This is a genomic window from Salmonella sp. SAL00672 (assembly GCF_046552175.1).
In the GTDB taxonomy this organism is placed as follows: domain Bacteria; phylum Pseudomonadota; class Gammaproteobacteria; order Enterobacterales; family Enterobacteriaceae; genus Salmonella; species Salmonella enterica.
Genome location: NZ_JBGDUQ010000008.1, coordinates 2,995 through 29,952, shown reverse-complemented (window position 1 = coordinate 29,952; position 26,958 = coordinate 2,995). Strand labels below are relative to the sequence as shown.

General features: G+C 51.3%; 20 protein-coding genes and 3 tRNA genes. 10 read left to right on the top strand and 13 right to left on the bottom strand.

The window, feature by feature from the left end:
* Window positions 1-215 precede the first annotated feature (215 nt).
* The gene (gene fadL, locus ACLJTG_RS17725; protein WP_001533060.1) at window positions 216-1,523 is read left to right on the top strand and encodes a long-chain fatty acid transporter FadL; all 1,308 of its coding nucleotides are present in this window, start codon (window positions 216-218) and stop codon (window positions 1,521-1,523) included.
* 60 nt (window positions 1,524-1,583) lie between these two features.
* On the opposite strand, the gene mlaA is transcribed toward fadL, so the two are convergent.
* Window positions 1,584-2,339, bottom strand: a complete 756-nt coding sequence (gene mlaA / locus ACLJTG_RS17720; RefSeq protein WP_000776787.1) for a phospholipid-binding lipoprotein MlaA — start codon at window positions 2,337-2,339, stop codon at window positions 1,584-1,586.
* A gap of 288 nt (window positions 2,340-2,627) precedes the next feature.
* Here mlaA and ACLJTG_RS17715 point away from each other — a divergent pair, with 288 nt between their 5' ends.
* Together ACLJTG_RS17715 and ACLJTG_RS17710 are read left to right on the top strand one after the other, a co-directional pair.
* Entirely contained in the window at window positions 2,628-3,569 is a 942-nt protein-coding gene (locus tag ACLJTG_RS17715) for a formate/nitrite transporter family protein (RefSeq protein WP_064047219.1), read from the top strand.
* A 75-nt stretch (window positions 3,570-3,644) separates the two neighbouring features.
* Window positions 3,645-3,719: transfer RNA gene (locus ACLJTG_RS17710), tRNA-Arg, on the top strand.
* 156 nt (window positions 3,720-3,875) lie between these two features.
* On the opposite strand, the gene pgtE is transcribed toward ACLJTG_RS17710, so the two are convergent.
* From pgtE to pgtC, 4 genes are all read right to left on the bottom strand, one after another.
* Window positions 3,876-4,814, bottom strand: a complete 939-nt coding sequence (gene pgtE / locus ACLJTG_RS17705; protein WP_000716009.1) for an omptin family outer membrane protease PgtE — start codon at window positions 4,812-4,814, stop codon at window positions 3,876-3,878.
* 267 nt (window positions 4,815-5,081) lie between these two features.
* Entirely contained in the window at window positions 5,082-6,329 is a 1,248-nt protein-coding gene (gene pgtA / locus ACLJTG_RS17700) for a two-component system response regulator PgtA (protein ID WP_000930842.1), read from the bottom strand.
* Window positions 6,319-8,325, bottom strand: coding sequence for a two-component system sensor histidine kinase PgtB (pgtB, locus tag ACLJTG_RS17695; RefSeq protein ID WP_023220897.1), 2,007 nt, complete (start codon window positions 8,323-8,325; stop codon window positions 6,319-6,321). Before pgtB ends, pgtA begins: the two co-directional genes overlap by 11 nt.
* Window positions 8,322-9,515, bottom strand: coding sequence for a phosphoglycerate transport regulator PgtC (gene pgtC / locus ACLJTG_RS17690; RefSeq protein ID WP_000467983.1), 1,194 nt, complete (start codon window positions 9,513-9,515; stop codon window positions 8,322-8,324). The genes pgtB and pgtC overlap by 4 nt, the downstream gene beginning before the upstream one ends.
* 435 nt (window positions 9,516-9,950) lie before the next feature.
* Here pgtC and pgtP point away from each other — a divergent pair, with 435 nt between their 5' ends.
* The gene (pgtP, locus tag ACLJTG_RS17685) at window positions 9,951-11,342 is read left to right on the top strand and encodes a phosphoglycerate transporter PgtP (protein WP_000955739.1); all 1,392 of its coding nucleotides are present in this window, start codon (window positions 9,951-9,953) and stop codon (window positions 11,340-11,342) included.
* Window positions 11,343-11,616: 274 nt separating this feature from the next.
* Here the strand turns inward: pgtP and ACLJTG_RS17680 are convergent, their stop codons facing one another.
* Window positions 11,617-11,859, bottom strand: a complete 243-nt coding sequence (locus tag ACLJTG_RS17680) for a YfdY family protein (protein WP_000639889.1) — start codon at window positions 11,857-11,859, stop codon at window positions 11,617-11,619.
* Window positions 11,860-12,380: 521 nt separating this feature from the next.
* Here ACLJTG_RS17680 and lpxP point away from each other — a divergent pair.
* Both lpxP and ypdK read left to right on the top strand, forming a co-directional pair.
* Window positions 12,381-13,301, top strand: coding sequence for a kdo(2)-lipid IV(A) palmitoleoyltransferase (lpxP, locus tag ACLJTG_RS17675; protein ID WP_000484428.1), 921 nt, complete (start codon window positions 12,381-12,383; stop codon window positions 13,299-13,301).
* A gap of 402 nt (window positions 13,302-13,703) precedes the next feature.
* Entirely contained in the window at window positions 13,704-13,775 is a 72-nt protein-coding gene (gene ypdK / locus ACLJTG_RS17670) for a membrane protein YpdK (RefSeq protein ID WP_010723117.1), read from the top strand.
* Window positions 13,776-13,824: 49 nt separating this feature from the next.
* Here ypdK and alaC read toward each other — a convergent pair whose 3' ends face one another.
* Together alaC and glk are read right to left on the bottom strand one after the other, a co-directional pair.
* A complete protein-coding gene (alaC, locus tag ACLJTG_RS17665; RefSeq protein WP_000763118.1) occupies window positions 13,825-15,063 on the bottom strand; it encodes an alanine transaminase in 1,239 nt (412 codons plus the stop codon).
* A gap of 722 nt (window positions 15,064-15,785) precedes the next feature.
* Entirely contained in the window at window positions 15,786-16,751 is a 966-nt protein-coding gene (gene glk / locus ACLJTG_RS17660; RefSeq protein ID WP_000170376.1) for a glucokinase, read from the bottom strand.
* A 203-nt stretch (window positions 16,752-16,954) separates the two neighbouring features.
* Here glk and ACLJTG_RS17655 point away from each other — a divergent pair, with 203 nt between their 5' ends.
* A complete protein-coding gene (locus ACLJTG_RS17655; protein ID WP_000468920.1) occupies window positions 16,955-18,190 on the top strand; it encodes an ion channel protein in 1,236 nt (411 codons plus the stop codon).
* A gap of 19 nt (window positions 18,191-18,209) precedes the next feature.
* Here the strand turns inward: ACLJTG_RS17655 and ACLJTG_RS17650 are convergent, their stop codons facing one another.
* Entirely contained in the window at window positions 18,210-19,862 is a 1,653-nt protein-coding gene (locus tag ACLJTG_RS17650) for a thiamine pyrophosphate-binding protein (RefSeq protein ID WP_198898340.1), read from the bottom strand.
* A 179-nt stretch (window positions 19,863-20,041) separates the two neighbouring features.
* Between ACLJTG_RS17650 and mgrA the strand changes: the two genes are divergently transcribed.
* Window positions 20,042-21,040 (top strand): L-glyceraldehyde 3-phosphate reductase, encoded by a 999-nt coding sequence (gene mgrA / locus ACLJTG_RS17645; protein ID WP_023218453.1) that lies wholly within the window; start codon window positions 20,042-20,044, stop codon window positions 21,038-21,040.
* Between the two features lie 113 nt (window positions 21,041-21,153).
* The gene (ypeC, locus tag ACLJTG_RS17640; protein ID WP_000490091.1) at window positions 21,154-21,480 is read left to right on the top strand and encodes a DUF2502 domain-containing protein YpeC; all 327 of its coding nucleotides are present in this window, start codon (window positions 21,154-21,156) and stop codon (window positions 21,478-21,480) included.
* A gap of 60 nt (window positions 21,481-21,540) precedes the next feature.
* On the opposite strand, the gene ACLJTG_RS17635 is transcribed toward ypeC, so the two are convergent.
* Window positions 21,541-22,782 (bottom strand): Nramp family divalent metal transporter, encoded by a 1,242-nt coding sequence (locus ACLJTG_RS17635; protein ID WP_079834492.1) that lies wholly within the window; start codon window positions 22,780-22,782, stop codon window positions 21,541-21,543.
* 342 nt (window positions 22,783-23,124) lie between these two features.
* Here ACLJTG_RS17635 and nupC point away from each other — a divergent pair, with 342 nt between their 5' ends.
* Entirely contained in the window at window positions 23,125-24,327 is a 1,203-nt protein-coding gene (nupC, locus tag ACLJTG_RS17630) for a nucleoside permease NupC (protein ID WP_000376347.1), read from the top strand.
* 52 nt (window positions 24,328-24,379) lie between these two features.
* Here nupC and ACLJTG_RS17625 read toward each other — a convergent pair whose 3' ends face one another.
* The 3 genes from ACLJTG_RS17625 to ACLJTG_RS17615 form a co-directional block, all read right to left on the bottom strand.
* A complete protein-coding gene (locus tag ACLJTG_RS17625; RefSeq protein WP_001112941.1) occupies window positions 24,380-26,569 on the bottom strand; it encodes a sensor domain-containing phosphodiesterase in 2,190 nt (729 codons plus the stop codon).
* 191 nt (window positions 26,570-26,760) lie between these two features.
* Window positions 26,761-26,836 (bottom strand) — tRNA-Ala (locus ACLJTG_RS17620).
* A 42-nt stretch (window positions 26,837-26,878) separates the two neighbouring features.
* Window positions 26,879-26,954 (bottom strand) — tRNA-Ala (locus tag ACLJTG_RS17615).
* Window positions 26,955-26,958: the final 4 nt, after the last annotated feature.

Genomic DNA, 26,958 nt, shown 5'->3' with positions numbered 1-26,958 from the left:
GGGTGACCGTTAAGCCCGCCGATTTTGCCAGCCAGATCTCGTTTCTAAGATCACAATTGAAAAAACTTATAAACATACTTGCAACATTCTAGCTGGTCAGACCTATACTCTCGCCACTGGTCTGATTTCTAAGTCGTACCGCAGACCCTACACTTCGCGCTCCTGTTACAGCATGTAACATAGTTTGTATAAAAATAATCAATGAGGTTATGGTCATGAGCCAGAAAACCCTGTTTACAAAGTCTGCTCTCGCAGTCGCAGTGGCAATCATCTCCACCCAGGCCTGGTCTGCAGGCTTTCAGTTAAACGAATTTTCTTCCTCTGGCCTTGGCCGGGCCTATTCGGGTGAAGGCGCAATCGCAGATGATGCGGGTAACGTTAGCCGCAACCCGGCGTTAATTACCATGTTTGACCGCCCGACGTTTTCAGCGGGCGCGGTTTATATTGATCCTGATGTTAATATTAGCGGGACATCGCCATCTCGTCGGACGTTAGATGCGGATAACATCGCGCCGACGGCCTGGGTGCCGAACGTCCATTTTGTCGCCCCGATTAACGATCAGTTTGGCTGGGGGGCTTCTATTACCTCTAACTATGGTCTGGCGACAGAGTTTAACGACACATACGCCGGCGGCTCGGTTGGCGGTACGACCGATCTTGAAACCATGAACCTGAATTTAAGCGGCGCTTATCGCTTAAATGAGGCCTGGAGCTTCGGCCTCGGCTTTGATGCGGTATACGCACGTGCGAAAATCGAACGTTTTGCGGGCGATTTAGGCCAGTTGGTCGCGGCACAGAATCCGGCGCTGGCGCCGGTCGCGGGTCAGATTCCCAGCGACACCAAGATTGCCCACCTGAACGGTAATCAGTGGGGCTTTGGCTGGAATGCCGGTATCCTTTATGAACTGGATAAAAATAACCGCTACGCGCTGACCTACCGCTCGGAAGTCAAAATTGACTTTAAAGGCAACTACAGTAGCGATCTTCCCATCGCTATAAACCGATTTAACCTGCCTATCCCAACGGCAACCGGCGGCGCGACACGGTCAGGCTACCTGACGCTGAATCTGCCGGAAATGTGGGAAGTGTCCGGTTATAACCGTGTGGCGCCACAGTGGGCCATCCACTATAGCCTGGCCTATACCAGCTGGAGTCAGTTCCAGGAATTGAAGGCAAAATCGACCGCCGGTGATACGCTCTTTGAGAAGCATGAAGGCTTTAAAGACGCTTATCGCATTGCGTTGGGTACCACCTATTACTACGATGACAACTGGACGTTCCGTACCGGTATCGCCTTCGATGACAGCCCGGTACCAGCGCAAAACCGTTCTATCTCTATTCCGGATCAGGACCGTTTCTGGCTGAGCGCCGGTACGACTTACGCCTTTAACAAAGATGCCTCTGTCGACGTTGGCGTCTCTTATATGCATGGTCAGAGCGTGAAAATTAATGAAGGCCCTTATCAGTTTGAATCTGAAGGGAAAGCCTGGCTGTTCGGTACTAACTTTAACTACGCGTTCTAATCTCTTTCTGAAACGGATCAAAAAGGTGAGCATTGCGCTCACCTTTTTATTTACTGCCGTTTATTCCGAGTCGATCTCTTTGAGTTCGTCCTGAATCGCCTGTGCGTTCGGGTTTTCCTGCGGCTTGAGTTTTCCGCCATTGGCGATAAAGTCATGACGCTGGAAGTACGCCTCGCGCACCATAATATAAGGATCGGAAGACTGGCGCAGCAAACCATCGGAGTCCAGCAACTGCGCGCGGGTTTCTATCCCTTCGATAGTCCATTTTCCTATGGACATTGGCCAGGTCAACCACGAGAGCACCGGATACAAGGTATCCGCCATATCCCCGCCATCTTCACGCAGCGTGAAGCTGCCGTAGAACGGAAGTTGCATATAAGGCCCATACCCCACGCCATAATGGCCCAGCGTACTGCCAAAGCGATGCGGTTCAACGCGCTGCAGCTTAGGATTCGCCATTCCCGCGACGTCAATAAAGCCGCCCATCCCTAATAAGGTGTTCAGGAAGAAACGGGTGAAATGCACCATACCCTGATAAGGATCGCCCTGCAGGAAATAGTTCACCATGATCGCCGGTTCTTCGAGGTTGCCGGTGAAATTACTTAAACCGTTACGCGCAGGCTGTGGAACATAATCACGCCAGGCGACCGCGACCGGCCGAACAACATACGGGTCCAGCACATTAAAGTTGAAGTTGTACATGGTGCGGTTAAACCCTTCAAATGGGTCTGAACGCCCCTGCTGTTCTGTACCGGAACTCGCACACCCGACCAGCAGTGTGGTTCCCAGCGCCAGCGCCGACAGGCGAAGCTTCATAGATGTCTCCCTGTGAATTATGGCTATCGCTGATTGCCATCCATGACGGAACGCTACCGTATCCGCCTGTTTAGGTGTGAGCGATTTTAACAGCACGTCAAACGATGTCTATATGCGCGATCTCATTGCTCTGAGCATAGCCTGGTAACGCAACAACGTGACGGCCCTATTCTAACGAAACAGATAAAAACGAGCGTGATCATTTTTATTTTTTCGGAGAATGCCCCGGCCTGGGTAAATGAAAAACCGCTACGCTTTATTAATATGTGTTAATCAGCAGGGATCATCATGGATAGCCTTAACGACGATAAAATTAACCGGCACAGCAGTGACCTGGAAGTTGAAAGCGAAGAAAAACAAAGCGGTAAAGAGATTGAAGTGGATGAAAATCGTCTTCCTTCCCGCGCCATGGCGATTCATGAACATATTCGCCAGGATGGTGAAAAAGAGATGGAACGCGATGCGATGGCTTTGCTCTGGTCAGCTATTGCCGCAGGACTTTCTATGGGGGCATCACTCCTGGCGAAAGGGATTTTTCACGTGCAGCTTGAAGGCGTTCCCGGCGGCTTTTTACTGGAAAATCTCGGCTATACCTTTGGTTTTATCATTGTCATCATGGCCCGCCAGCAATTATTTACTGAAAATACCGTTACCGCCGTATTGCCGGTAATGCAAAATCCCACTCTGAGTAACGTTGGCCTGCTGATGCGCTTATGGGGCGTAGTCTTATTGGGCAACCTTATTGGCACCGGGGTTGCTGCGTGGGCATTTGAATATATGCCTATATTTGATGAAGAGACCCGCGACGCCTTTGTCAAAATTGGTATGGAGGTCATGAAAAATAGCCCAACGGAGATGTTTGCCAACGCGATTATCTCTGGCTGGATCATCGCCACAATGGTATGGATGTTTCCTGCTGCAGGAGGGGCAAAAATTGTGGTCATTATTTTGATGACCTGGCTTATCGCGCTGGGCGATACCACCCATATTGTCGTCGGTTCCGTTGAAATTTTGTATTTGGTTTTCAACGGCACGCTGCCCTGGAGCGACTTTTTCTGGCCCTTCGCCCTTCCCACACTTGCCGGAAATATCTGCGGCGGCACCTTTATTTTCGCATTAATGAGCCACGCGCAGATCCGCAACGATATGAGCAATAAACGTAAGGAAGAAGCGAGGCTACGCGGCGAGCGCCTGGAACGGGAGCGGAAAAAAGCGGAAAAACAGCGCTGAGTGGCGACGGTTTAACCAGTCAGGCGGCGCTACACTTACTCCGGCGAATAAAAAACGCTATACTGGCGCCGCGTTGTCCCCTTAGTTAAATGGATATAACGAGCCCCTCCTAAGGGCTAGTTGCAGGTTCGATTCCTGCAGGGGACACCATTGATACCCAGGACATTCTCTTCTTGCTGCATAACCTTTCGAGCGGTTCCCCTTTCATGTTGCTTTTATTGCCCCTATGCAATATCACCGGACATGCCATACGTTCAGCAAAAAGTCGTCATCGGCCGGTTATGACCGATGACATCCTGATGTGGTCTAGAAGCGGTACTGCAACCCCGCGGTAACCGTATAGTTATTATTAGCTATACCTGCGGCATCGCCACCAAAATACGCCGTATCACCGCTGGTTTTATCTATGATTTGCGTACCGCCCTTACCTTCTTCATATTTACTGTAAGCGAACTCAGCAAAGATTTTTGCATTACTGGTAATATAATATCCGGCGTCAATAGAAGCGCCATAATATCGTGAATTTTCCGTTTTTTCACGGAAGGTAAGTTTGCGCATGTAGTGTTCGTCATTATCATGCGCATTTACCCAGTCGCTGTATTTAAACAGTACATTACACTCAAAGTCATTAATACGATAATCACCCGCCAGCCCGATATAGGGCATTTCGAAACGCTGGCTATAACCTATGCCGCGCACGCCATGAGGAAAATTACCAATATACCGACCATTATCATAAATATAAGACCCGCCTCTTGCCGTCCAGCTAAAACGGGTTTCCTGATAGCCCGCTGTCACGCCCGCCTTGTAGTTATCGCCCTGCAATAACCAACCTTTCACATTCAAATCGTATTCATTAGCATAGTTGGCGCTGGTGTCCGGATGAATTGAACGATCGGTCCAGCCTGGCTGCTCACTGCTCATCCAGTCATGGTCAACCATATGACCCGATCCCGATGCCAAAGACGTCCAGCCGCGGGCGTCCAGCGTCATGAACGAATAGGGTTCCCATGATAAATCCCCCTGCAACGTGGCGACATTTTTTATTTTCCAGTCCAGTTGACTAATCTTCCGCCCGGTGTCGGTATCATAAACCAGCTCCCTGGATTTACCATTTAACACTCCCACGGAAAGGGATGTCGTGACGCTATCAGGAGAGACGTCCGGAATAAATAAGGTAGACTCCGCATAAACCGACTCAGAAAATACGGCGATCATCATTACTGCAATAGCATGTTTTTTCATTTCTCTTGTCCTCATATTCAGATGTAATCTGGAGAGGTGATGAAGTTTTCATCTTGTCAAATCGTCGGACAAGAGTACATTTATTACGCCAGAGAACTTGACGCATTTTTACCTTATATTGAAGTTAAGAAATAGAATTTGATGCTCAGGTGAATAATAAGCAATCTATAATCATAATGGAATGATTTACCATTACGGTGATGTGACGTTATCTGGCTAACGACATCGTTGCTGTTGTTGTCAGCCAGATTGAAAGTAACTGTAATATCAGAATTTATAATGCTCTTTACTTAGACCATATTTTTTCATGCGCAGATAAAGTTTTTTACGGGGAATTTGCAAGTACTCCGCCACTTCATTAATTCGTCCCTGATGAATATTTAATGCTTCGGTAATAATTTGTCGCTCATACTCTTCAACGCGCCGGTCAAGCGGGCTCGGCTCCTGAAGAAGCAACTGCGGGTTGACCGTTTCCGCCAGCGGCAGCACGCCAACAGCAAAAAGCTCTGCCGCATTAGCCAGTTCGCGCACATTGCTTGGCCAGGCGCGTCGCATTATTCCTTTCAGTAATTCCCCCGCTATTTCCGGCACTGGATGATTGAGTCGCAGGCAGGCTTTTCGAAGATAATGGCGAAATAACGGCTCGATATCATCCGGTCGCTGAGAAAGAGACTGGCAGGCGATTTGGGTCATGGCGAAACAGTAGTAAAGCTCGGCCGCAATCTGGTTAGCTGCCGCCTGCTCCACCAGCGAAGCGCTGCCAACGCCCACCAAACGAAAAGGCCGATGCTCCAGGCTTTGTAAACGCGCCAGATGGTGCTGCTGTTCGCGTGTCAGATATTCGGGATGACTCAACACCAGCGTGCCTCCTTGCGCCTGGTCGATGAATGTCTCCAACTGCCCGGCATTCTCCGGCGTAAGTTCATAGCGTACAAACGGCCCTTTCGCGTTACGCCCCAGTTGATGGAGATAACGGGCGCCAGTCATACGTCCAGTGCCATGCTCACCGTAAAACCATACGGCAATGTCCGTTTCCGCCAGTTGTTGTAACCGTTGTCGAAACTGATTCATCCACTCGCTGCGCCCAATCAGTTCAACCTGTAACGTCTGCTGGCAATATTGCCGCCGTGCAATGACCGACCGGCGCTGGCGTAGCGCGTCTTCAATTAATATCAACAGCTTGCCCGGATCGACGGGTTTTTGCAGAAAATCCCAGGCGCCCTTTTTCACCGCATCAACCGCCATCGGTACATCGCCATGTCCGGTAATCAATAAGATTGGCAGTTGATCGTCATCCTGATGAAACAGCGTCATCAGATCGATACCGGAACACCCCGGCATACACACATCGCTCAAAACGATCCCCTCCCAATCCGCTTTTACCCACTCTTTGGCCTCGAAAGGATGGGTAAAGCCACGCACGCGGTAGCCTGCCTGCTCAAGCATTTGGGTATAGGCGTCAAGTACATCAACGTCATCATCAATCAGCAAAATAGAACATTCATCATTCAACATCATCGACATCCGTTACCGAGAATTGCAGCACCACGCAAGCGTTACGCGTCAGCGTCGACGCCAGACGCAGGTCGCCCTTCATTTGCGCCATCAGCGACACGCTAATCGACAGCCCAATACCCAACCCGACAGCTTTACTGGTGGTAAACGGCTTGAGTAAAGAGGGCAACAGCGCCCCAGGCCAGCCAGGGCCGTTATCTGCAATATAAACCTCCAGCGCATCTCCCTGCGTCTGCCATGTCACCGCGATCGCCGCATCATGCGAACAGGCGTCAAGCGCATTCGCCAGCACATTCACCAGAACCTGCTGAATACGCACTTCATCGCCGCTAACCCATACGGTGTCGGTTGGCAGTGAAAGCGCTCCCTGCCGGGATTGGTGGCGCATGGCCAATAACTCCCATGCCGCCACGAAAGTTTGGCGCAGATCAACGGGATACAATGGCGTTTCCAGCTCCGCCCGGCGGGTAAACTGCCGCAGCGAACGGATGATGGCGTCAATCCGGTTAATGAGCCCTTCCGCTTTGGTGAGCGTATTTCTCGCCTGTCCGCTCTGACCTTGTTCAATCGCGCGTCCCGCCGTAAATAAATACATTGAAAGCGCATTCAGCGGCTGGTTAATTTCATGCGCCAGCGTGGTCATGGTCTGGCCGACTACCGCCAGTTTCGCCGTCTGAATCAACTCATCCTGCATGGCGCGCAGGTCGGCTTCTATCTCTTTGCGCTCGGCGACTTCTTGTTCAAGCTGCCTGCGTTGCATATTGAGCTGGCCCAGCGTATGACGTAGCAAACGGGCTATCCGTCCTAGCTCATCGCGCCCGTAAACCGGGATAGTCGAGTCGGTTCTCCCCAGCCCTATCTGTACCACAGCCTGATTAAGCGCGGTAAAACGCTTTACCAGCCGGGAACGGATAAAATAGTGGTTGAGTCCCCAGGCCAGCAGCAACGCCAGGAGCGTCGCCACTAAAATAAGCCCGCCGCTAACGCGAACAATCTGTTCCAGGCGTTGATTGAACGTCTGCATTTGCTGGTGACTACTACCTAACTGCGCCTCAAGCAGCGTGCGAAAGCGCCCTAGCGTAGCCTCTCTGGCGCGGCTGGCGTCCAGTAAGGCTTTTTGCGCCGCAACATAATCGCGCATGGTATCGGGCATCTTATTTTTTACCATCCCGATTTCCAATAGTTCGTCGATGGTTTGCCGCAGCGTGATCGTACTGGGCCAGTCATCCAGCGCACGAATATTCTCATCCGCCGTTTTTTTTAGGTTTTCCAGATAGCGAATATGGGTCTCCACCAGCATCCCGTCATTATTGCCGGACTTGAGCTCATTCAATCTGTCGCGCAGGTCATCAACAATCTGATTTTCAATTCGCGCCAGGGTATATACCTGCTGCTGCTCGTTCTGCACCTCGCGCGAACGTTGCAAATACTGCGCCGCGTCGCCCTGATTCGCCTCAATTTGATCGAGCAGCGTCCCTTGCTGCCAGGTAAAATCCTGTACCAGCGAATTTAGCTCCGTGGTGAAATCATCATGGAGCCAGTCGATGCGAGCGGAAAGCTCGCTGACTTTCTCCCGCACCAAAAACATGTTGTAGAGGGCGTTGTCCAGCTCCGCCAGCAAGGTCCGGCTATCCTGTAAAATGACGGCCAGTTGCCGGCGCTCAGCAAGCTGAAGCCCCTGACTGAGACGCTCAATTTTATCCAGATGCTGAATAATCTGCGTACGTAACTGCAAACGTACCGTCGTGTTCGGCGCCAACAAAAATTCATTGAGTTGATCCACGGCCAGATTCAGGTTCCCCTCAATTAAAAAAGCGGAGTGGATGCGAGGAAAATATTCATCAAGCGAATAGCGAACCTGCGAACTTTGCTCATGCCAGGAATAAAGGCTGACCATACTGACAATCAGCGTCAGTAATGCGCCCGTTAAAAATGCGCCCCGTAAACTGTTGCTGATACTGAGCTGACGAAGCCGTTGCAATAATCTCCCCTTCATTTCAGCTCTTCCAGTTTGTGAATCGCCAGCCGCTGATTGTTCAGAAACCAGATCTGCCACTCCATCATTTTTTGTTCGGCAAAGCTTTTATTATCAAACTGCGCCAGCCAGGTTTCATCCTCACTGCTTGCCGCATCCACCGGGACGCTGGTCAATAAAGCTCTGATTTCAGGTAAGGGGCGTTTAAGCCGCGTTTCTGCGCTGTGCAACGCTCGCCATGCATCTTTAAGCTGCGCAAGTCGAAAACTGATCGCGGTATCAAACATGCGTTGTACCAGTTGCTGACGCTTCAGGATCAGACGATAGTTCAACGGCGGCTGGGCCATCAAACGCTGTTGTTGCGCGGCGCGAGGATTATCGGCGCTAAGCGGTGCGACGGGATACTTACCGGTATTCGCGTCAGCCAGTATCCTTTGCCCTTTCGGACTTAATAAGTAATGAATAAAAGCACGCGCTTCGTCTGCATGACGGCTGTTTTTCAACACCGCGACGTAAGTGGGCGACACCGCAGAATACGGGAAATAGGTAAAAGCAAGATTAGGATCGTTAAGTAGCAAATTAGCATAGTTATCAATGACCGGCCCGGCAACGCCAAGCCCGCTTTTGATTTTATCCGCTACGCCGAAACTGCGAGAGGAAATCGTGACCAGATTACCCGAGATTGCCAGCAGCGTCGCCCACCCTGCCGTCCAGCCTTTTTGCTGCAACAGCGACTCCACCATCAAATGATTGGTGTCTGAGCGTGACGGACTGCTCATTAATAGAGCGCCCTGGTAACTGGGCAGGCCCATATCCTGCCAGTCGGCAGGCGGCGGAAGATGGCGCGCAGCGAGCGCTGAACGGTTGATCAATAGCCCAAATCCGGATACCGCTACCGCCACTGAAGTTGAGCGGATAGAACGCGGCACCAGCTTCTGGCTGGCGGCAGGCGCGCTATCCAATAGCGCCAGCTTTTGGTGCTCCTGAAGGTGTTGCAACAGCATGGGGGATGACGTCAGGATCAGATCGACATTTTCCGCATTCGCCGTATCAAGTAATTGCTCTAAAGAACCGCTGGTACGATTGAGCGTACGAATCATGACGGAACCCGGCTCCGTCTGCCAGCGCTGGATAATCCAGGCGGTCGCGCTGGGTGAAAAGGTCGTTGCCATCACCAGCTCGCGGCTGTACGCCTGGCAAGAACCGAACATTGCCGCCAGCCATAGCGTAAAAGCGCCCACTCTGGCGAAACGACTACAGCATGAGAAAAGTCGATTTGTGATCCCGTTCATAAATATCGATATCACATAAAGAAAATATTGAGACAAAACTTACCCTTTTATTTCTGTTGGCATCCAGAACAACGTTATTTGAATAATAACGGGTCCGTCGCCCGAAAACATCAATAAAGCGTATCAGATCACTGGCAGCAAATTTGTTAATATCCGCACATGCTAACGATAAAACGGCCATGCCAATAATTAAAGTTTCACCACACCCTTCAGGATGGGTCAAAAATAACCTTTAAATTCACCCAATTGAGTCAATTTTGACACATTTCTTCGACTTGAATTTTATTGTCACTCCTTTCACTCTACCGACAAAACCTCCTGATGTTCATCTCACTATAAAATACAGGTGACTCCATGTTAACAATATTAAAAACAGGGCAATCGGCGCATAAAGTCCCACCGGAAAAAGTCCAGGCCACATATGGTCGATATCGTATACAGGCATTGTTAAGCGTATTTCTGGGATATCTCGCTTACTATATAGTCAGAAACAATTTCACATTATCGACGCCTTATTTAAAAGAGCAATTGGATCTCAGCGCTACGCAAATCGGCCTGCTGAGTAGCTGTATGCTTATTGCTTACGGAATCAGTAAAGGCGTAATGAGCAGTCTGGCGGATAAAGCCAGCCCAAAAGTCTTCATGGCGTGCGGTCTGGTACTCTGCGCGATTGTTAACGTTGGGCTGGGATTCAGTAGCGCATTCTGGATATTTGCCGCTCTGGTGGTCTTCAATGGCCTTTTTCAGGGCATGGGCGTCGGCCCCTCGTTTATTACTATTGCAAACTGGTTCCCTCGTCGGGAACGCGGACGCGTAGGCGCCTTCTGGAATATCTCGCATAACGTTGGCGGCGGGATCGTCGCGCCTATCGTCGGTGCGGCTTTTGCGATATTGGGCAACGAACACTGGCAAAGCGCCAGTTATATCGTTCCGGCCTGCGTCGCCGTCATTTTTGCCTTAATTGTTCTGGTCTTGGGAAAAGGTTCGCCACGCGAAGAAGGTCTTCCCTCACTGGAACAGATGATGCCGGAAGAAAAAGTCGTACTGAAAACGAAGAATACGGCAAAAGCGCCGGAAAATATGAGCGCATGGCAAATCTTCTGTACTTATGTGCTGCGCAATAAAAATGCCTGGTATATTTCGCTGGTGGATGTCTTCGTCTATATGGTGCGGTTTGGCATGATTAGCTGGTTGCCTATCTATCTGTTGACAGTAAAACACTTTTCAAAAGAACAGATGAGCGTCGCGTTTCTCTTTTTCGAGTGGGCGGCGATTCCCTCCACGCTACTGGCAGGCTGGCTGTCAGATAAACTGTTTAAGGGCCGCAGAATGCCGTTAGCCATGATTTGCATGGCGCTGATTTTTGTCTGTCTGATCGGATACTGGAAAAGTGAATCTTTGCTGATGGTAACGATTTTCGCCGCCATTGTAGGTTGTCTGATTTACGTCCCGCAGTTCCTCGCGTCCGTACAGACAATGGAGATAGTCCCCAGCTTTGCCGTAGGTTCCGCCGTCGGTTTACGTGGGTTCATGAGCTATATTTTCGGCGCCTCGTTGGGCACCAGCCTGTTTGGTGTAATGGTGGATAAACTTGGCTGGTACGGCGGATTTTATCTTCTGATGGGCGGCATCGTGTGCTGCATTCTATTCTGTTACCTCTCCCATCGCGGCGCGCTGGAACTGGAACGCCAGCGCCAGAATGCGTTACATAATCAGGACTCACTGCAGCTTGCGGACGCGCAATAAACGATTAGCCTTCCCGGGGAACAGAAGCGCCGACATTGTCGGCGCTATCTATTCGCTGACATCGTGTATACCCAAAATAATTCGAGTTGCTTAAAAGCGGCAAGGGAGTGAGTCCCCAGGAGCATAGATAACGATGTGACTGGGGTGAACGACAAATCTGCCGGGAACAGGTTTGAACGTCGCGTGCGACGGCCGTCAGGGCGAGGCCCATCGATGGGCCGAGTAATCCGTAGCCAACGCATCAGCAACTTGAAGTATGAAGGGTATGTACTGACTAACGCTTACCGTATCCCACCATAAAGCGAATAATTAACCCACATGCCGGTGCGAGAAAAAGCAATAATCCGCTAACGATGTCATCGCCATCCTGCAACCATACATTGAGTAAATAAATCAGCGCGGCAAGGATAACCATTCCCGTAAAAGAAGAAACCGCAGAAAAAGCCCCCATCACCTGACCGATATAGCCACTCACGGCAAGTATACTTATTGCAAGAAATGTCCATAAATAGATCATCTATAATACCTCCTGTCTATGGCAAGGCTTCCATATAGCCTTACGGTCCCTCTCACTTCTCCTTTAAGATAAACCTTATCAGCCCGTCATTTCCATAACATTTATCTCACATTTTATTTTTTTAATCATTTTTCAATGACCTTCGTCTGAAATAAAATTATCACTGTAAAAACAATGCATTAAAAATAATGATTAGCTTATTTTTGCTACGGGAGAAATATTTACGCTTCTTGATAAAGAATTTCTGGGCGCGAGTAAATAACTGGTGGTACATTAGCCTGCCTGGCGTTCATGCCCTCGTGGTTTAGTACTGACTTAGTTTTACACTCCTTACGGGAACCATTGTCGTACATGATGGCCTAACTATACGTAAATCATTCAAGTTACCCTGATGAGCTTACTCAAGTAAGTGCTTCGGATAAGCGAACGCAACTTGAAGGATGATGCGTATTTCAGAGTGTACCGCTGCGGATAATGACTCTTCTGCGATACATTATTTTCGTATCTACAGAAGGTATTTTATGTTTCCTCAAAGCAAATTTTCACGCGCGTTTTTGCACCCGCGCTACTGGCTGACGTGGTTTGGCGTTGGCGTCCTCTGGTTACTGGTGCAGCTTCCCTACCCGGTTTTGCGTTTTCTGGGCACCCGCACCGGTAAGCTGGCGCGCCCCTTCCTGAAGCGACGTGAGTCGATCGCCCAGAAAAATATTGAACTCTGTTTTCCGACCCTCTCCCGGGAAGAAAGGGAAAAACTGATCGCCGAGAATTTCCACTCTCTTGGCATGGCGCTGCTTGAAACGGGCATGGCCTGGTTCTGGCCTGATAACCGGGTTCGCAAATGGTTTGATGTGGACGGGCTGGACAACCTTACCCGTGCGCAGGCGCAAAATCGCGGCGTAATGGTCGTTGGCGTGCATTTTATGTCGCTGGAATTGGGAGGCCGGGTAATGGGTCTCTGCCAGCCGATGATGGCGACCTATCGTCCGCATAACAATCCGCTCATGGAGTGGGTGCAGACGCGCGGTCGTATGCGCTCAAATAAAGCGATGATCGGCAGAAACAATCTGCGCGGCATTGTGGGCGCGCTAAAAAAAGGGGAAGCCGTTTGGTTTGCTCCCGACCAGGACTACGGCCCTAAAGGCAGCTCCTTTGCGCCATTTTTCGCGGTTGAAAACGTCGCCACCACCAACGGCACCTATGTACTGTCCAGGCTGTCTGGCGCCGCCATGTTGACCGTTACAATGGTAAGGAAATCCGATAACTCGGGTTATCGTCTGTATATTACCCCTGAAATGGAAGGTTACCCGGCAGATGAAAATCAAGCCGCTGCCTATATGAATAAAATTATTGAGAAAGAGATCATGCGCGCCCCGGAGCAATATCTCTGGATCCATCGCCGTTTCAAGACTCGCCCGTTGGGGGAAGCGTCACTCTACATCTGAAAAAGGCCGCAAGGCCTTTTATTTTGGCATTTCGCATTGTCATAATATTCATATCGTAAATTACTCATTCCTGCTTTTAGCGATAAGTCTCCTGTTTACAGGCGATTTTTTACTGTGTCGGCGGCGTCGCTCAATAGCGATTCATCACTGTCAGAAATTAAACTGTCGCCGATTCCCGACACTTGTAAGTTACTAAAAGTAAATAAGAAAATGCCTCTTGTTTCACCTCATTTTTAGGCGTACATTAGCGCCGTCTGGAGCGATGACGCGCAGAATTCTGAGGTGATGCAGGCGGTCGAAACACGAATAATTCTCAATTTCGTATTGTCCGGCATCAACTCTCTATAATCAGGTAAGTGTAAGTTCATTTAGGCGTACGACAGGTACGCGGAGAGATGAAACGTGAAATATTTCTTTATGGGCATTTCATTTATGGTCATCGTTTGGGCCGGTACTTTCGCCCTGATGATTTAAAAGTACAATGCAAAGAAAAACAGGAGCCATGGGGCTCCTGTTTGCTTTTCTACTCCGTGCTCGCCTCAACGGGTTTTGGATGTGACGGCAGCACGCCATCGGCGCGGAACATCGCTTTAATCCCTCTGACGGCCTGGCGAATGCGGTCGCGATTCTCTATTAATGCAAAGCGTACATGGGTGTCGCCATAATCACCAAAGCCTATCCCTGGAGAAACACAAACCTTCGCCTCATTCAGCAGCTTCTTGGCAAACTCAAGCGACCCCATCGCCGCATATTGCTCCGGGATTTTCGCCCAGACGTACATTGAGGCTTTCGGCATTTCAACCATCCAGCCCGCCTCATGCAGCCCCTTCACCAGCACATCGCGACGACGTTTATACTGCTCGGCGATATCGCGCACGCACTGCTGATCGCCTTCCAGAGCGGCGATAGCCGCCACCTGAAGCGGGGTAAAGGTGCCATAATCGTGATAACTTTTAATGCGCGCCAGCGCGCTGACCAGGGTTTTATTGCCCACCATAAACCCAATACGCCAGCCCGCCATATTATAGCTTTTCGACAATGTGAAAAATTCGACCGCCACGTCGCGCGCGCCGGGCACCTGCATAATGGATGGCGCTTTCCAGCCGTCGTACACGATATCGGCATACGCCAGATCGTGCACCACCAGCACATCATAACGTTTAGCCAGAGCGACCACTTTTTCAAAAAATTCCAGTTCGACGCATTGGGCCGTAGGGTTAGACGGAAAACCCAAAATCATCATTTTCGGTTTCGGATAACTTTCGCGAATAGCGCGCTCCAGCTCGTTGAAGAAATCCACCCCCTCTACCAATGGAACCGAACGCACCTGCGCCCCGGCGATAACGGCGCCATAGATATGAATCGGGTAACTGGGGTTCGGCACCAGTACCGTATCGCCATGATCCAGCGTCGCCAGCATTAAATGCGCCAGTCCCTCTTTGGAACCGATGGTCACAATCGCTTCGGTTTCCGGATCGATATCGACATCATAACGTTCCTGATACCAGTGAGAAATCGCGCGGCGTAAACGCGGTATGCCGCGAGACGTGGAATAACCGTGCGTATCCGGACGCTGCGCGACGGTGCAAAGTTTTTCGACAATGTGGGGAGGGGTTGCGCCATCAGGATTACCCATACTGAAATCAATAATATCTTCACCGCGCCGACGCGCAGCCATTTTGAGTTCAGCGGTGATGTTAAAAACATAGGGCGGAAGGCGATCGATACGCGTAAAGCGACGTTCAGGGCGGAAGTCAGCCATAATATCCTCAGATTAACGTTAGCGCCCGGACCGTCCGAGCGACGCTGCCACGATGGTGGCTCCTTTAGAAAATAGCCTGAAAATTTTCTTCCTGTCGAGAGGCTAATGAAAATATTTTTTAGCGACGAAAAAAGAGGAACAAGCGTAAAAATTTACCTTTTAAGCATGTCAGTTATAGCATCAAACAAATCATATTATTAACAACTTGATATCATTGAATTTACCTAATGTGGTGCAGCCGACGATAATTTCCTGTCAATAAACCTTATCTCAAATAATCCCCTTTTGATTTTGTGGTTTTTCCTCTTTAACCAAAATCCTTACTAATGATAATGGTATTCGATCATGTCATATTGCGATATTTTTCAGGGACATTTCCCCGAAAATGAGGATCCTTTCCAGCAAGATGCCGCGATGAAACCGTAAATAAGGCAGCGAACCGGATACGTATAGTAAAATAAATCCCTGTTTTCGCCTGACTAACCGCCATGACATGATGACTCAACGCGCTGGTGTTTGACCTTTCGCTCAGCAAAAGTAAAGTGAAATAATTCAGTCAGTTGAAGCATTCATGCACAGGAAAGGCAATGAAAAAAACCGCGTGAGGCACGCGGTTTGAGACTGACAAGAGAATGTTTAATTGCCTGATGACGCTGCGCTCATCAGGCCTACAGATGACACACTTTTGTAGGCCGGATAAGGCGTTTATGCCGCCATCTGGCTTATAGAATATGACCTAATGTCTGGCGCAGATGCGCGCCGGAGCCTAACAAGCCAGGATTATCATGGACAATCAGATAGACCGGAATACCGTGTACATAATCTTTAAAGCGGCCTTTATCTTCAAAGCCACCACGGAAGCCGGACGCTTTAAAAAATTCCAGGAAGCGCGGGACAATACCGCCAGCGATATAAACGCCGCCAAATGTCCCCATGGTTAACGCCAGATCGCCGCCAAATCGCCCCATGATGACGCAAAAGAGCGACAACGCGCGGCGACAATCGATACAGTTATCCGCCAGGGCGCGTTCGGTAATATCTTTCGGGCGCAGATTCTCCGGCAGACGGTTGTCGGACTTAACAATCGCCCGGTAAAGATTCACCAGCCCCGGGCCAGACAGCACGCGCTCGGCGGAAACGTGGCCAATTTCGGCGCGCAATATTTCCAGAATCATAGCTTCTTCTTCGCTATTAGGCGCAAAATCGACATGCCCGCCTTCGCCCGGAAGGCTAATCCAACGCTTATCCACATGCACCAGATGCGCCACGCCCAAGCCGGTTCCCGCGCCATACACCGCAATAGGTTTGCCGTCTACCGGTTCGCCGCCGCCGAACTGAATTAAATGCTCTTTTTTCAGCATCGGGATCGCCATCGACACGGCGGTGAAATCGTTGATGATTTCCAGATGGCTAAAGCCGAGATTTTTTTTCATTTCCGCAATAGAAAAAGCCCAGGTATGGTTAGTCATCGCTACCCAGTCACCGGTAATCGGGCAGGCTATGGCGATACAACCATCTTCCACGCTGACGCTATGCTCATCGAGATAAACGCGCACCACGGCCTCAAGACTGGGATAATCCAGGCCGGAATACGTTTTGGCCTGCGAGATTTCTCCACTGGCGATATCACACAGGGCAAGACGCGCATTCGTGCCGCCTACATCTCCTACTAAAGCATACTTTGTCATTCTTCTACTGCTCCGCTAAAGTCAAAATAAGTCTTTGTCACACTGTAAATTCATGGGGGCATAACAACAACGGCCATCAGGCTGACTGCCTATAAATATAGATCTTCATCACAGAATTACTTTCTTGTTTCAGCACCAATTGCAGCAATGCCGTCGGGCAGGCTGTGCAAAATAGGTATACGACCCCGTGTAAGGAAGAGATTATGTTCCACCCGCGTGCCCGAACGATGCTGCTGCTGTCGCTCCCCGCGCTGATTATTGGCGTAGCGTCAAGCCTGGTTTTAATCGCTGCGATGAAAGTCGCGTCGGTTTTTCAGCAATTTCTTTGGCAACGACTGCCCACCAGCATCGGCATCGCTTATGATTCGCCGTTCTGGATAGTGGGTATGCTCACGCTAACCGGGATCGTGGTGGGTTTGATTATCCGTTACAGCCCCGGACACGCTGGCCCCGATCCGGCCATCGAACCGTTAATCAGTATGCCGGTCTCGCCATCTGCGCTACCCGGGCTGCTTCTCGCCTTAATCATCGGCCTTGCTGGTGGGGTAAGTTTGGGGCCAGAGCATCCGATAATGACAATAAATATCGCGCTGGCGGCGGCTTTCGGCTCCCGCCTGTTTCCGCGTATCACGGCGTTAGACTGGACGATTCTGGCCTCAGCGGGCACCATCGGCGCGCTGTTCGGCACGCCCGTCGCCGCAGCGCTGATTTTTTCGCAAACACTTAGCGGCTCTAACGATATTCCCATGTGGGATCGCCTGTTTGCGCCGTTAATGGCGGCAGCGGCGGGGTCACTCACCACCAGTCTGTTCTTTCATCCGCATTTTTCGTTACCCATCGCCCATTACACGCAGATGCGGCTGGTGGACATTGCCAGCGGAGCGATCGTCGCGGCGATCGCCATTGCCGCCGGGATGGTCGCCGTCTGGTGCCTTCCGCGTCTGCATGAGTTGCTGCACCGCCTGAAAAATCCGGTCCTGATTCTCGGCATTGGCGGTTTTATACTGGGTATTCTGGGCGTCATTGGCGGGCCGCTTACCCTGTTTAAAGGCCTGGACGAAATGCAACAAATGGCGTTTAGCCAGACGCTGGGCGCGGGAGATTATTTTACCTTAGCCGTCGTCAAACTCGCCGCGCTGGTCATCGCGGCGGCGAGCGGCTTTCGCGGCGGGCGCATTTTTCCGGCTGTGTTTATCGGCGCGGCGCTGGGGCTCATGCTCCATGCCCATGTTGAGGCCGTACCCGCGGCGATTACCGTCTCCTGCGCGATTCTTGGCTTAGTGCTGGTAGTGACGCGCGACGGCTGGCTCAGTCTGTTTATGGCGGCAGTCGTCGTGCCGGATACCAATCTGCTGCCGCTGCTCTGCATTGTGATGCTCCCCGCCTGGCTATTGCTGGCGGGAAAACCGTTGCTGGCCGCCAACCGTCACGAACCCTAATCCGGCGCAGCGGGGGCCATTATCCCCCGTTGCGGGCTTCCAGCGCCCGGGTCACGGTACGCAGTAATTCCGGCAGATCGGCTTTTGGCAACATCACTTCAATAAATGACAGACGTTGTGGGCGCGCCAACCGTTCGAGGACCTCTGCCAGTTGGATAGCCTGCGTCACCCGCCAGCACTCCGCCTGTTGCGCCGCGTTTAGCGCCGGTGGTATCTGCGTCCAGTTCCAGCTCGCGATGTCGTTATACCGCTGGGCCGCGCCGTGAATGGCGCGCTCTACGGTATAGCCGTCATTGTTGAGCAGCAGGATGACCGGCGCCTGCCCGTCGCGTAACATCGAGCCCATCTCCTGAATCGTGAGCTGCGCCGCGCCATCGCCGATAATCAGAATCACCCGCCGATCGGGACAGGCGGTTTGCGCGCCAAACGCGGCGGGCAAGGAATAGCCGATAGACCCCCACAGCGGCTGTACCACAACTTCCGCGCCGTCAGGAAGCGACAGCGCGGCAGCGCCAAAAGCTGCAGTCCCCTGGTCGACAAGGATAATATCGCCGGGTTTGAGATACTGCTGTAAGGTTTGCCAGAAGCTTTCCTGGGTCAGTTCTCCTTTATCAATCCGCACTGGCTGTCCGGCGGAACGCGTCGGCGGCGGCGCAAAAGCGCATTCCAGGCACAGTTCGCGCAGCGTAGACACCGCCTGCGCCATCGGGAGGTTGAACCAGGTTTCGCCGATGCGCGACGCGTAAGGCTGAATCTCCAGCGTGCGTTCCGCCGGTAATTGTTGGGTAAATCCGGCCGTAAGGGTATCGACAAAACGGGTGCCGACGCAGATAACCCTATCGGCGTCCTCTATGGCCTGACGCACTTCTTTGCTGCTGGCGCCAGCGCTATAGGTGCCAACGAAGTTCGGGTGCTGTTCATCAAAAAGCCCCTTCCCCATCAGTAGTGTCGCATGAGCGATGGGCGTTTCCGCCATCCAGCGCTGCAACAGTGGTCGTAAACCAAAACGCCCGGCAAGAAAGTCGGCCAATAGCGCAATGCGCCGACTGTTCATCAGGCACTGACGGGCGTGATAACGAAAGGCCGTCTCCATGCCGCTTTGCACTTCATGCACGGGCAACGCCAGCGCCTGCGTAGGCGGGATGGCCGTTTTTTTCGCCACATCGGCGGGCAACATGATGTATCCTGGCCTGCGTGCGGCAAGCATTTCACCCAACACGCGGTCAATCTCGAAACAGGCGTTCTGTTCATCTAATATTGCGCTGGCAGCGGATATCGCCTGACTCATGCGATAAAAATGACGAAAATCGCCGTCACCGAGGGTATGGTGCATCAATTCGCCACGCTGCTGCGCAGCGCTACAGGGCGCGCCGACGATATGCAAGACCGGGACATATTCCGCGTAACTGCCCGCGATACCGTTAATAGCGCTAAGTTCTCCCACGCCAAAGGTGGTGAGTAGCGCTCCAGCGCCCGACATGCGCGCATAGCCGTCCGCGGCATAAGCGGCGTTCAGCTCATTGGCGCATCCCACCCAACGCAGGGTCGGGTGGTCAATCACATGGTCAAGAAACTGCAAGTTATAATCGCCCGGTACGCCAAAAAGATGGCCAATGCCGCATCCTGCCAGTCTGTCCAGCAAATAGTCGGCCACGGTATAGGGGTTTTGCATGACAGCTTTCCTTCTGACGTTGATATTATGTTGAGTATTAAGGAATGCCGATGGCTGTCCAGCACGGTGGGGATGAAAGCCTGGAAAACAATGTTTACAGCGGCAAACAGTAAAAGCCGGATACCGCCTGGCGAGTGTAACCGTATACATTATTTATTCACGCCACAGGGGGAAAGGTCATGATTTATCAGCCCGATGAGAATCGTTATCACACAATGGAGTATCGTCGCTGCGGACGCAGCGGCGTCAAACTTCCCGCTATTTCGCTGGGGTTATGGCACAACTTCGGCGATACGACACGGGTAGAAAATAGCCGGGCGCTGCTGCAACGCGCGTTCGATCTGGGCATTACCCACTTTGATCTCGCCAATAATTATGGGCCGCCGCCGGGCTCCGCAGAATGCAATTTTGGCCGCATTCTGCAGGAAGATTTTTTACCGTGGCGTGATGAATTGATCATCTCCACCAAAGCGGGCTACACCATGTGGGATGGCCCTTATGGCGACTGGGGTTCACGGAAATACCTTATCGCCAGCCTCGATCAAAGCCTGAAACGTATGGGGCTGGAGTATGTCGATATCTTTTATCACCATCGTCCCGATCCCGAAACGCCGCTTAAAGAGACGATGAAAGCGTTAGATCACCTTGTGCGCCAGGGCAAAGCGTTGTACGTAGGGATCTCTAACTATCCTGCCGATCTGGCCAGACAAGCTATCGATATTCTGGAGGATCTCGGCACGCCTTGCCTGATTCATCAGCCTAAATATTCGCTTTTTGAGCGTTGGGTAGAGGACGGGCTGCTGGCGCTGTTGCAGGAAAAGGGCGTCGGTAGTATTGCCTTCTCGCCGCTGGCGGGCGGGCAGCTCACTGACCGTTATTTGAATGGCATTCCGGAAGATTCCCGCGCGGCGAGCGGAAGCCGTTTCCTTAAACCAGAACAGATTACCGCCGACAAACTGGAAAAAGTTCGCCGGTTGAATGAACTGGCCGCGCAACGGGGCCAAAAATTGTCTCAGATGGCGCTCGCCTGGGTGCTGCGTAACGATAACGTTACCTCGGTACTGATTGGCGCCAGCAAACCGTCGCAAATCGAAGACGCCGTAGGAATGCTGGCCAATCGCCGTTTTTCGGCGGCGGAATGTGCAGAAATTGACGCTATTCTGGAGGGCCGGTTTTAGCAAAAAATGCTCTCCTTCATGATTTAAGAGTTAAGGCGATGAAACAAATCTTTACTGCTTTGTAATATTGCATTAACAGGCCGGCGACGGCTCGATCGTGAAGGAGAGAAAGTATGTTCAGGTCACTGATTCTGGCGGCAGCCTTGCTGGCTTTTACACCGCTTGCCGCGAATGCGGGCGAAATCACCCTGTTGCCCTCAATAAAATTACAGATTGGCGATCGCGATGATTACGGTAACTACTGGGACGGTGGTCGCTGGCGCGACCGTGATTACTGGCACAATCATTATGAATGGCGTAAAAATCGCTGGTGGCGCCATGACAACGGCTATCATCGCGGCTGGGATAAGCGTAAAGCGTATGAACGCGGTTATCGGGAAGGCTGGCGCGATCGCGACGATCATCGCGGGCGAGGCCGGGGTCACAAACATCATCACTAAGCCTCCTGCTGAATAACAGCCCGATGACGTTCACGCATCGGGCCTGCTATCTTTCTGTCTTTATGACAACCCCATCACCGTTCCAACCAGCAACCAAATATTCAGGGCGACGACCAGCACGACAATTATCCAGCCAATCTGTTTTACTCGCCGCGTGTTCACCAGCTCGCCCATTAGCGTAGCGTTACTGGTGAAAATCAGGAGCGGCACCAGCGCCAGCGCAATACCAAAACTCAGCAGCACCTGACTCATCACCAGAATTCGGGTAGGGTCCAGCCCCATCAAAATCACAATAAATGAGGGCAGCATGGTAATGGTGCGCCGTACCCACAGCGGAATGTGAAAACGGACAAACCCTTGCATCACCACCTGCCCCGCCAGAGTCCCTACCACAGTGGAGGAAAGCCCTGCAGCTACCAGACTAAGACCAAACACCGTTGCCGCCGCATGGCTTAGTAACGGTTCCAGCGTCAGGTATGCCTGATCGAGGTCGGCGATGCCGGTGTGGCCGCTAAAATGAAACGCCGCCGCGGCGGTCGCCATCATTGCAAGATTGACAAAACCGGCAATCGTCATAGCAATAGCGACATCCCATTTCGTTGCTGAGTACCGTTGTTGCCGCGTTCCGCCGTGCAGATGCTGTGTTAATGACGAGTGCAGATAAATCACGTGCGGCATAATCGTCGCGCCAAGCACGCCGGCGGCTAAGAATACGGCTTCCGGGTTCGGTAGCGCCGGGATAACCATTCCTTTGCCGAGCTGCGCCATATCAGGCTGAGAGAAAAACAGCTCCACAATGTAAGCAGCGGCGACAAAAAGCAGTAAACCGCCGATGGCTTTTTCAAGCGGTTTTTGACCGCGGCGCTGTAACATTAAAATCAGAAACGTCGCGATACCGGTCAATACCGCGCCCTGTAATAAAGAGACGCCCAGGATCAGCTTAAAACCTATTGCCGCGCCGATAAATTCAGCTAAATCGGTGGCCATCGCGATGATTTCCGCCTGTACCCAGTAAAACCAGACTACCGGGCGCGGATAATGGTCGCGAATTTGCTCCGCCAGGTTCTTGCCCGTGGCGATTCCGAGTTTTGCCGAGAGGATTTGAATCAGCATCGCCATCAGGTTCGCCCAGACCACCACCCAGAGTAGCTGGTAGCCAAAGCTGGCGCCGGCCTGAATATTGGTCGCGAAGTTACCGGGATCGATATAACCAATCGCGGCAATGAACGCAGGTCCCATTAATGCGAGCCTTAGCTTGCGCGCCGCCCGTCCGCTGCTATTCTCTACGCGATTGTCAGTCATCTTTTGCCTCAAAAACATAGCCTTTGCTATGTTTCATGCTATGTTTATTGATAATGATTATCAAGTGCATTTCAATGGGTACGGGTGATTACTTTGATAGTGTGAAACGATAGACCGATACGATGACGACCTGTATCAGAACAGTTTGGCTTAACATTACAAGATTAGCACACTGATATAACTTTTCATTTTCATATTCAGTACAGTAAAAGTGTATTACAGATCACTAATTTTGAATCTCGTCACAGGTCCTTATTATAGTGTGTGTTGGATCTCGTTTTCTTTACGGCTGTTGCATAGAATGTGCACGAAAATTAAACCTGCCTCATATTTGGAGCAAATATGGACCGCGTCCTTCATTTTGTCCTGGCGCTTGCCGTTGTTGCGGTACTCGCACTGCTGGTTAGCAGCGACCGTAAAAAAATTCGCATTCGTTACGTCATTCAGTTACTTGTTATCGAAGTATTACTGGCCTGGTTCTTCCTGAACTCGGATGTTGGCCTTGGCTTCGTAAAAGGTTTCTCCGAGATGTTTGAAAAACTGCTCGGATTTGCCAACGAAGGGACAAACTTCGTCTTTGGCAGTATGAACGATCAAGGTTTGGCGTTCTTCTTCCTGAAAGTATTGTGCCCGATCGTCTTTATTTCCGCGTTGATCGGTATTCTTCAGCATATCCGCGTTCTGCCAGTGGTCATCCGCGCTATTGGTTTCCTGTTGTCCAAAGTAAACGGTATGGGCAAACTGGAGTCTTTTAACGCCGTCAGCTCGCTGATCCTCGGCCAGTCTGAGAACTTTATCGCTTATAAAGATATCCTCGGCAAAATGTCCCGTAACCGCATGTACACCATGGCGGCGACCGCAATGTCTACCGTTTCCATGTCTATCGTGGGCGCGTATATGACCATGCTGGACCCTAAATATGTGGTCGCAGCGCTGGTTCTGAACATGTTCAGCACCTTTATCGTTCTGTCGCTGATCAACCCCTATGTCGTTGATGCCAGCGAAGAAAATATTCAGATGTCGAACCTGCATGAAGGCCAAAGTTTCTTCGAAATGCTGGGCGAGTACATTCTGGCAGGTTTTAAAGTGGCGATTATCGTCGCGGCGATGCTGATCGGCTTCATCGCGCTGATCGCGGCGCTGAACGCGCTGTTCGCAACGGTTACCGGTTGGTTCGGCTACAGCATCTCCTTCCAGGGCATTCTGGGTTACATCTTCTACCCGGTCGCATGGGTAATGGGCGTACCGTCCAGTGAAGCGCTGCAGGTAGGAAGTATCATGGCGACCAAACTGGTTTCCAACGAATTCGTGGCGATGATGGATCTGCAGAAAATCGCCTCTACCCTCTCTCCACGCGCTGAAGGCATTATCTCCGTCTTCCTGGTGTCCTTCGCGAACTTCTCTTCCATCGGTATTATTGCGGGCGCGATTAAAGGCCTGAACGAAGAGCAAGGCAACGTGGTTTCCCGTTTTGGTCTGAAACTGGTTTACGGTTCTACGCTGGTGAGCGTACTGTCCGCCTCTATCGCGGCGCTGGTACTGTAAGTCTGCGTTTAATGTAGAAACCGGGGAGCTATCCCCGGTTTTTTTATGCCGCTTATTTGCCTAACGGGCGCGGGCGGCCAATCAGATATCCCTGCAAACTGTGTACGCCAAGCTGCAATAGCAGATCGCGCTGCGCAGGCGTTTCAACAAACTCAGCCACGACGCTCAACGATTTCGCTTTCGCTAAATCAGTGATGGATTTCACGATCATCGCATCCAGGGAGTCCGTCAGAATATCTTTTACGAAACAACCGTCGATTTTAATGATGTCCGCCTTGAGGCGTTTTAGCCGTTCATAGTTTGCATAGCCGGTGCCGAAATCATCAATGGCGATTTTTAGGCCAAACTTACGCAGCTGGTTGATATTGTGCATACTGATTTCGGAATGAGAGAAGGCCTGTTCTTCAGTAATTTCGATGATGACCGAAGCAGGCGGGACGCCATAGCGTTTAAAAAGCTGCATAATGCGCGACGCCGTCTCTTTTTGCAGCAGCGTCAGCGGCATCAAATTAACCGAGAAACGCGCCCCCTGCTCCGCCGAAGGATGCGCGGACAACCATTGCAGGAGCGCTTCCATCACCTGCATATCAAACCGTACGCTCAGGTTAAACTGGGCGATAAGCGGAATGAACTGATTCGGCATCATGATACCGTCGTCGCACCGAAGCCGCGTCAGAATCTCGTCATACCCTTTTCCCTGCGCGTCGCGAATGGGTTGCGCATACAAAACCAGCGCGCCGCGCTCCAGCGCCTGACGGATTTTCTGCAACCGCAGCACCCGTTCCGTCGTCTGCCCGGAAGCGGCTTCAATACTCTGGGTCAGTGCAAGCACCCGACGATGCGAGCAGGATTGCTCCGCCAGCCAGCTTAATTGCCCCAACAGCGGTTGCAAGGTTTCCTGGCGACCATCGAATGTTCCCCACGATGCGCCGTATTCCATGTCCAGACCGGTATTGTTCCAGTAAATTTTGCGGTTATTAAGCACATTGAGCATATATTGCAGGCGGGCTTCCGTCTCCGGTCCCGTCAATACCAGCAATAATTCACTGCCCGGCAGATGGAAAATTTTCTCCTTTTCCAGCAGCAGCGGCTGCAACACGCGAAACACCTCGCGTTCGCAATGCACGCGCATCTGCATACCGTAATGACGGCTCAGAAATTCCAGGTTTTCCATGCGTAAATAACACACGCTTTGCCCGGCATCCTGTAAAAGAAACTGCTCCAGCGCACGCAGGTTAGGCAGTTGCGTCAACGGATCGGTCAATGCCTGCGAGTGCCACTGTCGATTCAACCATTCGCTACGCTGATTAATCCGCGCCATGTACAACAAACAAATACTAAAAGAAATGAGAACTGAAAGGATAAATGCCAGCGAATATTCTGAGCCCACGCCCTGCAGAAAATTGCGGTTATAGCTAAGCAGAAATAGCGCAGTGAGAGCCCAACTAAAATTCAATAGCGGATAACTGATTTTCCCCACGCCGATGGTAAATCCAATGAACAGAACTGGCACCAGATAGCCAGCAATATACTTTGTCTCGAAAGGCGTACACAGCACCGCTAATAGCGTCGCCAGAGTGGCAAACCAGAGAAGCGTAAACAGGCGTTTTTCTTTGGCGAGATAAGGAGCGACATCCCTCCGCCAGAAAATACGAATATAGTGCGGGCTGACTATCATCCGCAGCGGATAATAGAAAAAGAGGGTAAAAATAAGCGCGGCAGAAATCAGACTCAATAAATCAACAATCGAGAAAATAGCGGTGCCGGTGCCAAAGAAGGTAGAGATGGTCACCGGGAAAGCCAGGTAGTGCCCCGCCAGATGCATACTGATTTTTATGCCAAACGGCGTCATTAACCCTAACCAGAAAACGCGTAGCCAGATGCCTTGGTTGGGTATTCCGTAGCGCCAGCGCGCGCCCAGCTGCCAGCGTACGATAGCGCAAACCAGCAACACGGGAAACGTCTGGCAAAATAGCAGCACCATCGCCTGTGGCAGAGGTAAATGAAAATTCCATTCATTAGTCAACATCATTCCGCCTACCATCGGCGCGACGCCACGGCGGCCAAATAAGAACAGCACGGAAAACATGACGCAGAGCGGTAGCCAGGCCAGAAAGATATAGCTGGAATCAATTGTGGCGCGGGGAGAAATGAGACGAGATAGCAGAATAGCCGGAACGGTCAGGCAGAAGGCCAGTAAGAATATTTTTATATTTTTTAATACGTTACACTTATCCGGCATTGCTTTAATGCTCACATCATTATATAAGGCGCATGAATAATAAGTATATTCGCATTATGAAGCAATCTAACAAAAGCTCATATTGACCGCAAAAGCAGCGGCAAACAAACGCACCTGAAGAGCAGATCAGAGGCCATAAATTTTGTGACAAAAAGCAAAAACCCCCGCTTTTTCAGCGAGGGTTTGAATGTTGGTGGAGCTAAGCGGGATCGAACCGCTGACCTCTTGCATGCCATGCAAGCGCTCTCCCAGCTGAGCTATAGCCCCATAGTGCTTTTACGTATACGCCAAATTTATCGGGAGTAAATTTGGTGGAGCTAAGCGGGATCGAACCGCTGACCTCTTGCATGCCATGCAAGCGCTCTCCCAGCTGAGCTATAGCCCCAACT

Coding starts and splice junctions, on each gene's coding strand:
- ypeC (WP_000490091.1), top strand. CDS start 21,154: ATGTTCAGGTCACTGATTCTGGCGGCAGCCTTGCTGGCTTTTACACCG.
- pgtP (WP_000955739.1), top strand. CDS start 9,951: ATGTTAACAATATTAAAAACAGGGCAATCGGCGCATAAAGTCCCACCG.
- alaC (WP_000763118.1), bottom strand. CDS start 15,063: ATGGCTGACTTCCGCCCTGAACGTCGCTTTACGCGTATCGATCGCCTT.
- mlaA (WP_000776787.1), bottom strand. CDS start 2,339: ATGAAGCTTCGCCTGTCGGCGCTGGCGCTGGGAACCACACTGCTGGTC.
- pgtA (WP_000930842.1), bottom strand. CDS start 6,329: ATGTTGAATGATGAATGTTCTATTTTGCTGATTGATGATGACGTTGAT.
- glk (WP_000170376.1), bottom strand. CDS start 16,751: ATGACAAAGTATGCTTTAGTAGGAGATGTAGGCGGCACGAATGCGCGT.
- pgtC (WP_000467983.1), bottom strand. CDS start 9,515: ATGTTCGGTTCTTGCCAGGCGTACAGCCGCGAGCTGGTGATGGCAACG.
- ACLJTG_RS17625 (WP_001112941.1), bottom strand. CDS start 26,569: ATGCCGGATAAGTGTAACGTATTAAAAAATATAAAAATATTCTTACTG.
- ACLJTG_RS17650 (WP_198898340.1), bottom strand. CDS start 19,862: ATGCAAAACCCCTATACCGTGGCCGACTATTTGCTGGACAGACTGGCA.
- ACLJTG_RS17635 (WP_079834492.1), bottom strand. CDS start 22,782: ATGACTGACAATCGCGTAGAGAATAGCAGCGGACGGGCGGCGCGCAAG.
- nupC (WP_000376347.1), top strand. CDS start 23,125: ATGGACCGCGTCCTTCATTTTGTCCTGGCGCTTGCCGTTGTTGCGGTA.
- pgtB (WP_023220897.1), bottom strand. CDS start 8,325: ATGAAGGGGAGATTATTGCAACGGCTTCGTCAGCTCAGTATCAGCAAC.
- mgrA (WP_023218453.1), top strand. CDS start 20,042: ATGATTTATCAGCCCGATGAGAATCGTTATCACACAATGGAGTATCGT.
- pgtE (WP_000716009.1), bottom strand. CDS start 4,814: ATGAAAAAACATGCTATTGCAGTAATGATGATCGCCGTATTTTCTGAG.
- ACLJTG_RS17655 (WP_000468920.1), top strand. CDS start 16,955: ATGTTCCACCCGCGTGCCCGAACGATGCTGCTGCTGTCGCTCCCCGCG.
- fadL (WP_001533060.1), top strand. CDS start 216: ATGAGCCAGAAAACCCTGTTTACAAAGTCTGCTCTCGCAGTCGCAGTG.
- lpxP (WP_000484428.1), top strand. CDS start 12,381: ATGTTTCCTCAAAGCAAATTTTCACGCGCGTTTTTGCACCCGCGCTAC.
- ACLJTG_RS17680 (WP_000639889.1), bottom strand. CDS start 11,859: ATGATCTATTTATGGACATTTCTTGCAATAAGTATACTTGCCGTGAGT.
- ACLJTG_RS17715 (WP_064047219.1), top strand. CDS start 2,628: ATGGATAGCCTTAACGACGATAAAATTAACCGGCACAGCAGTGACCTG.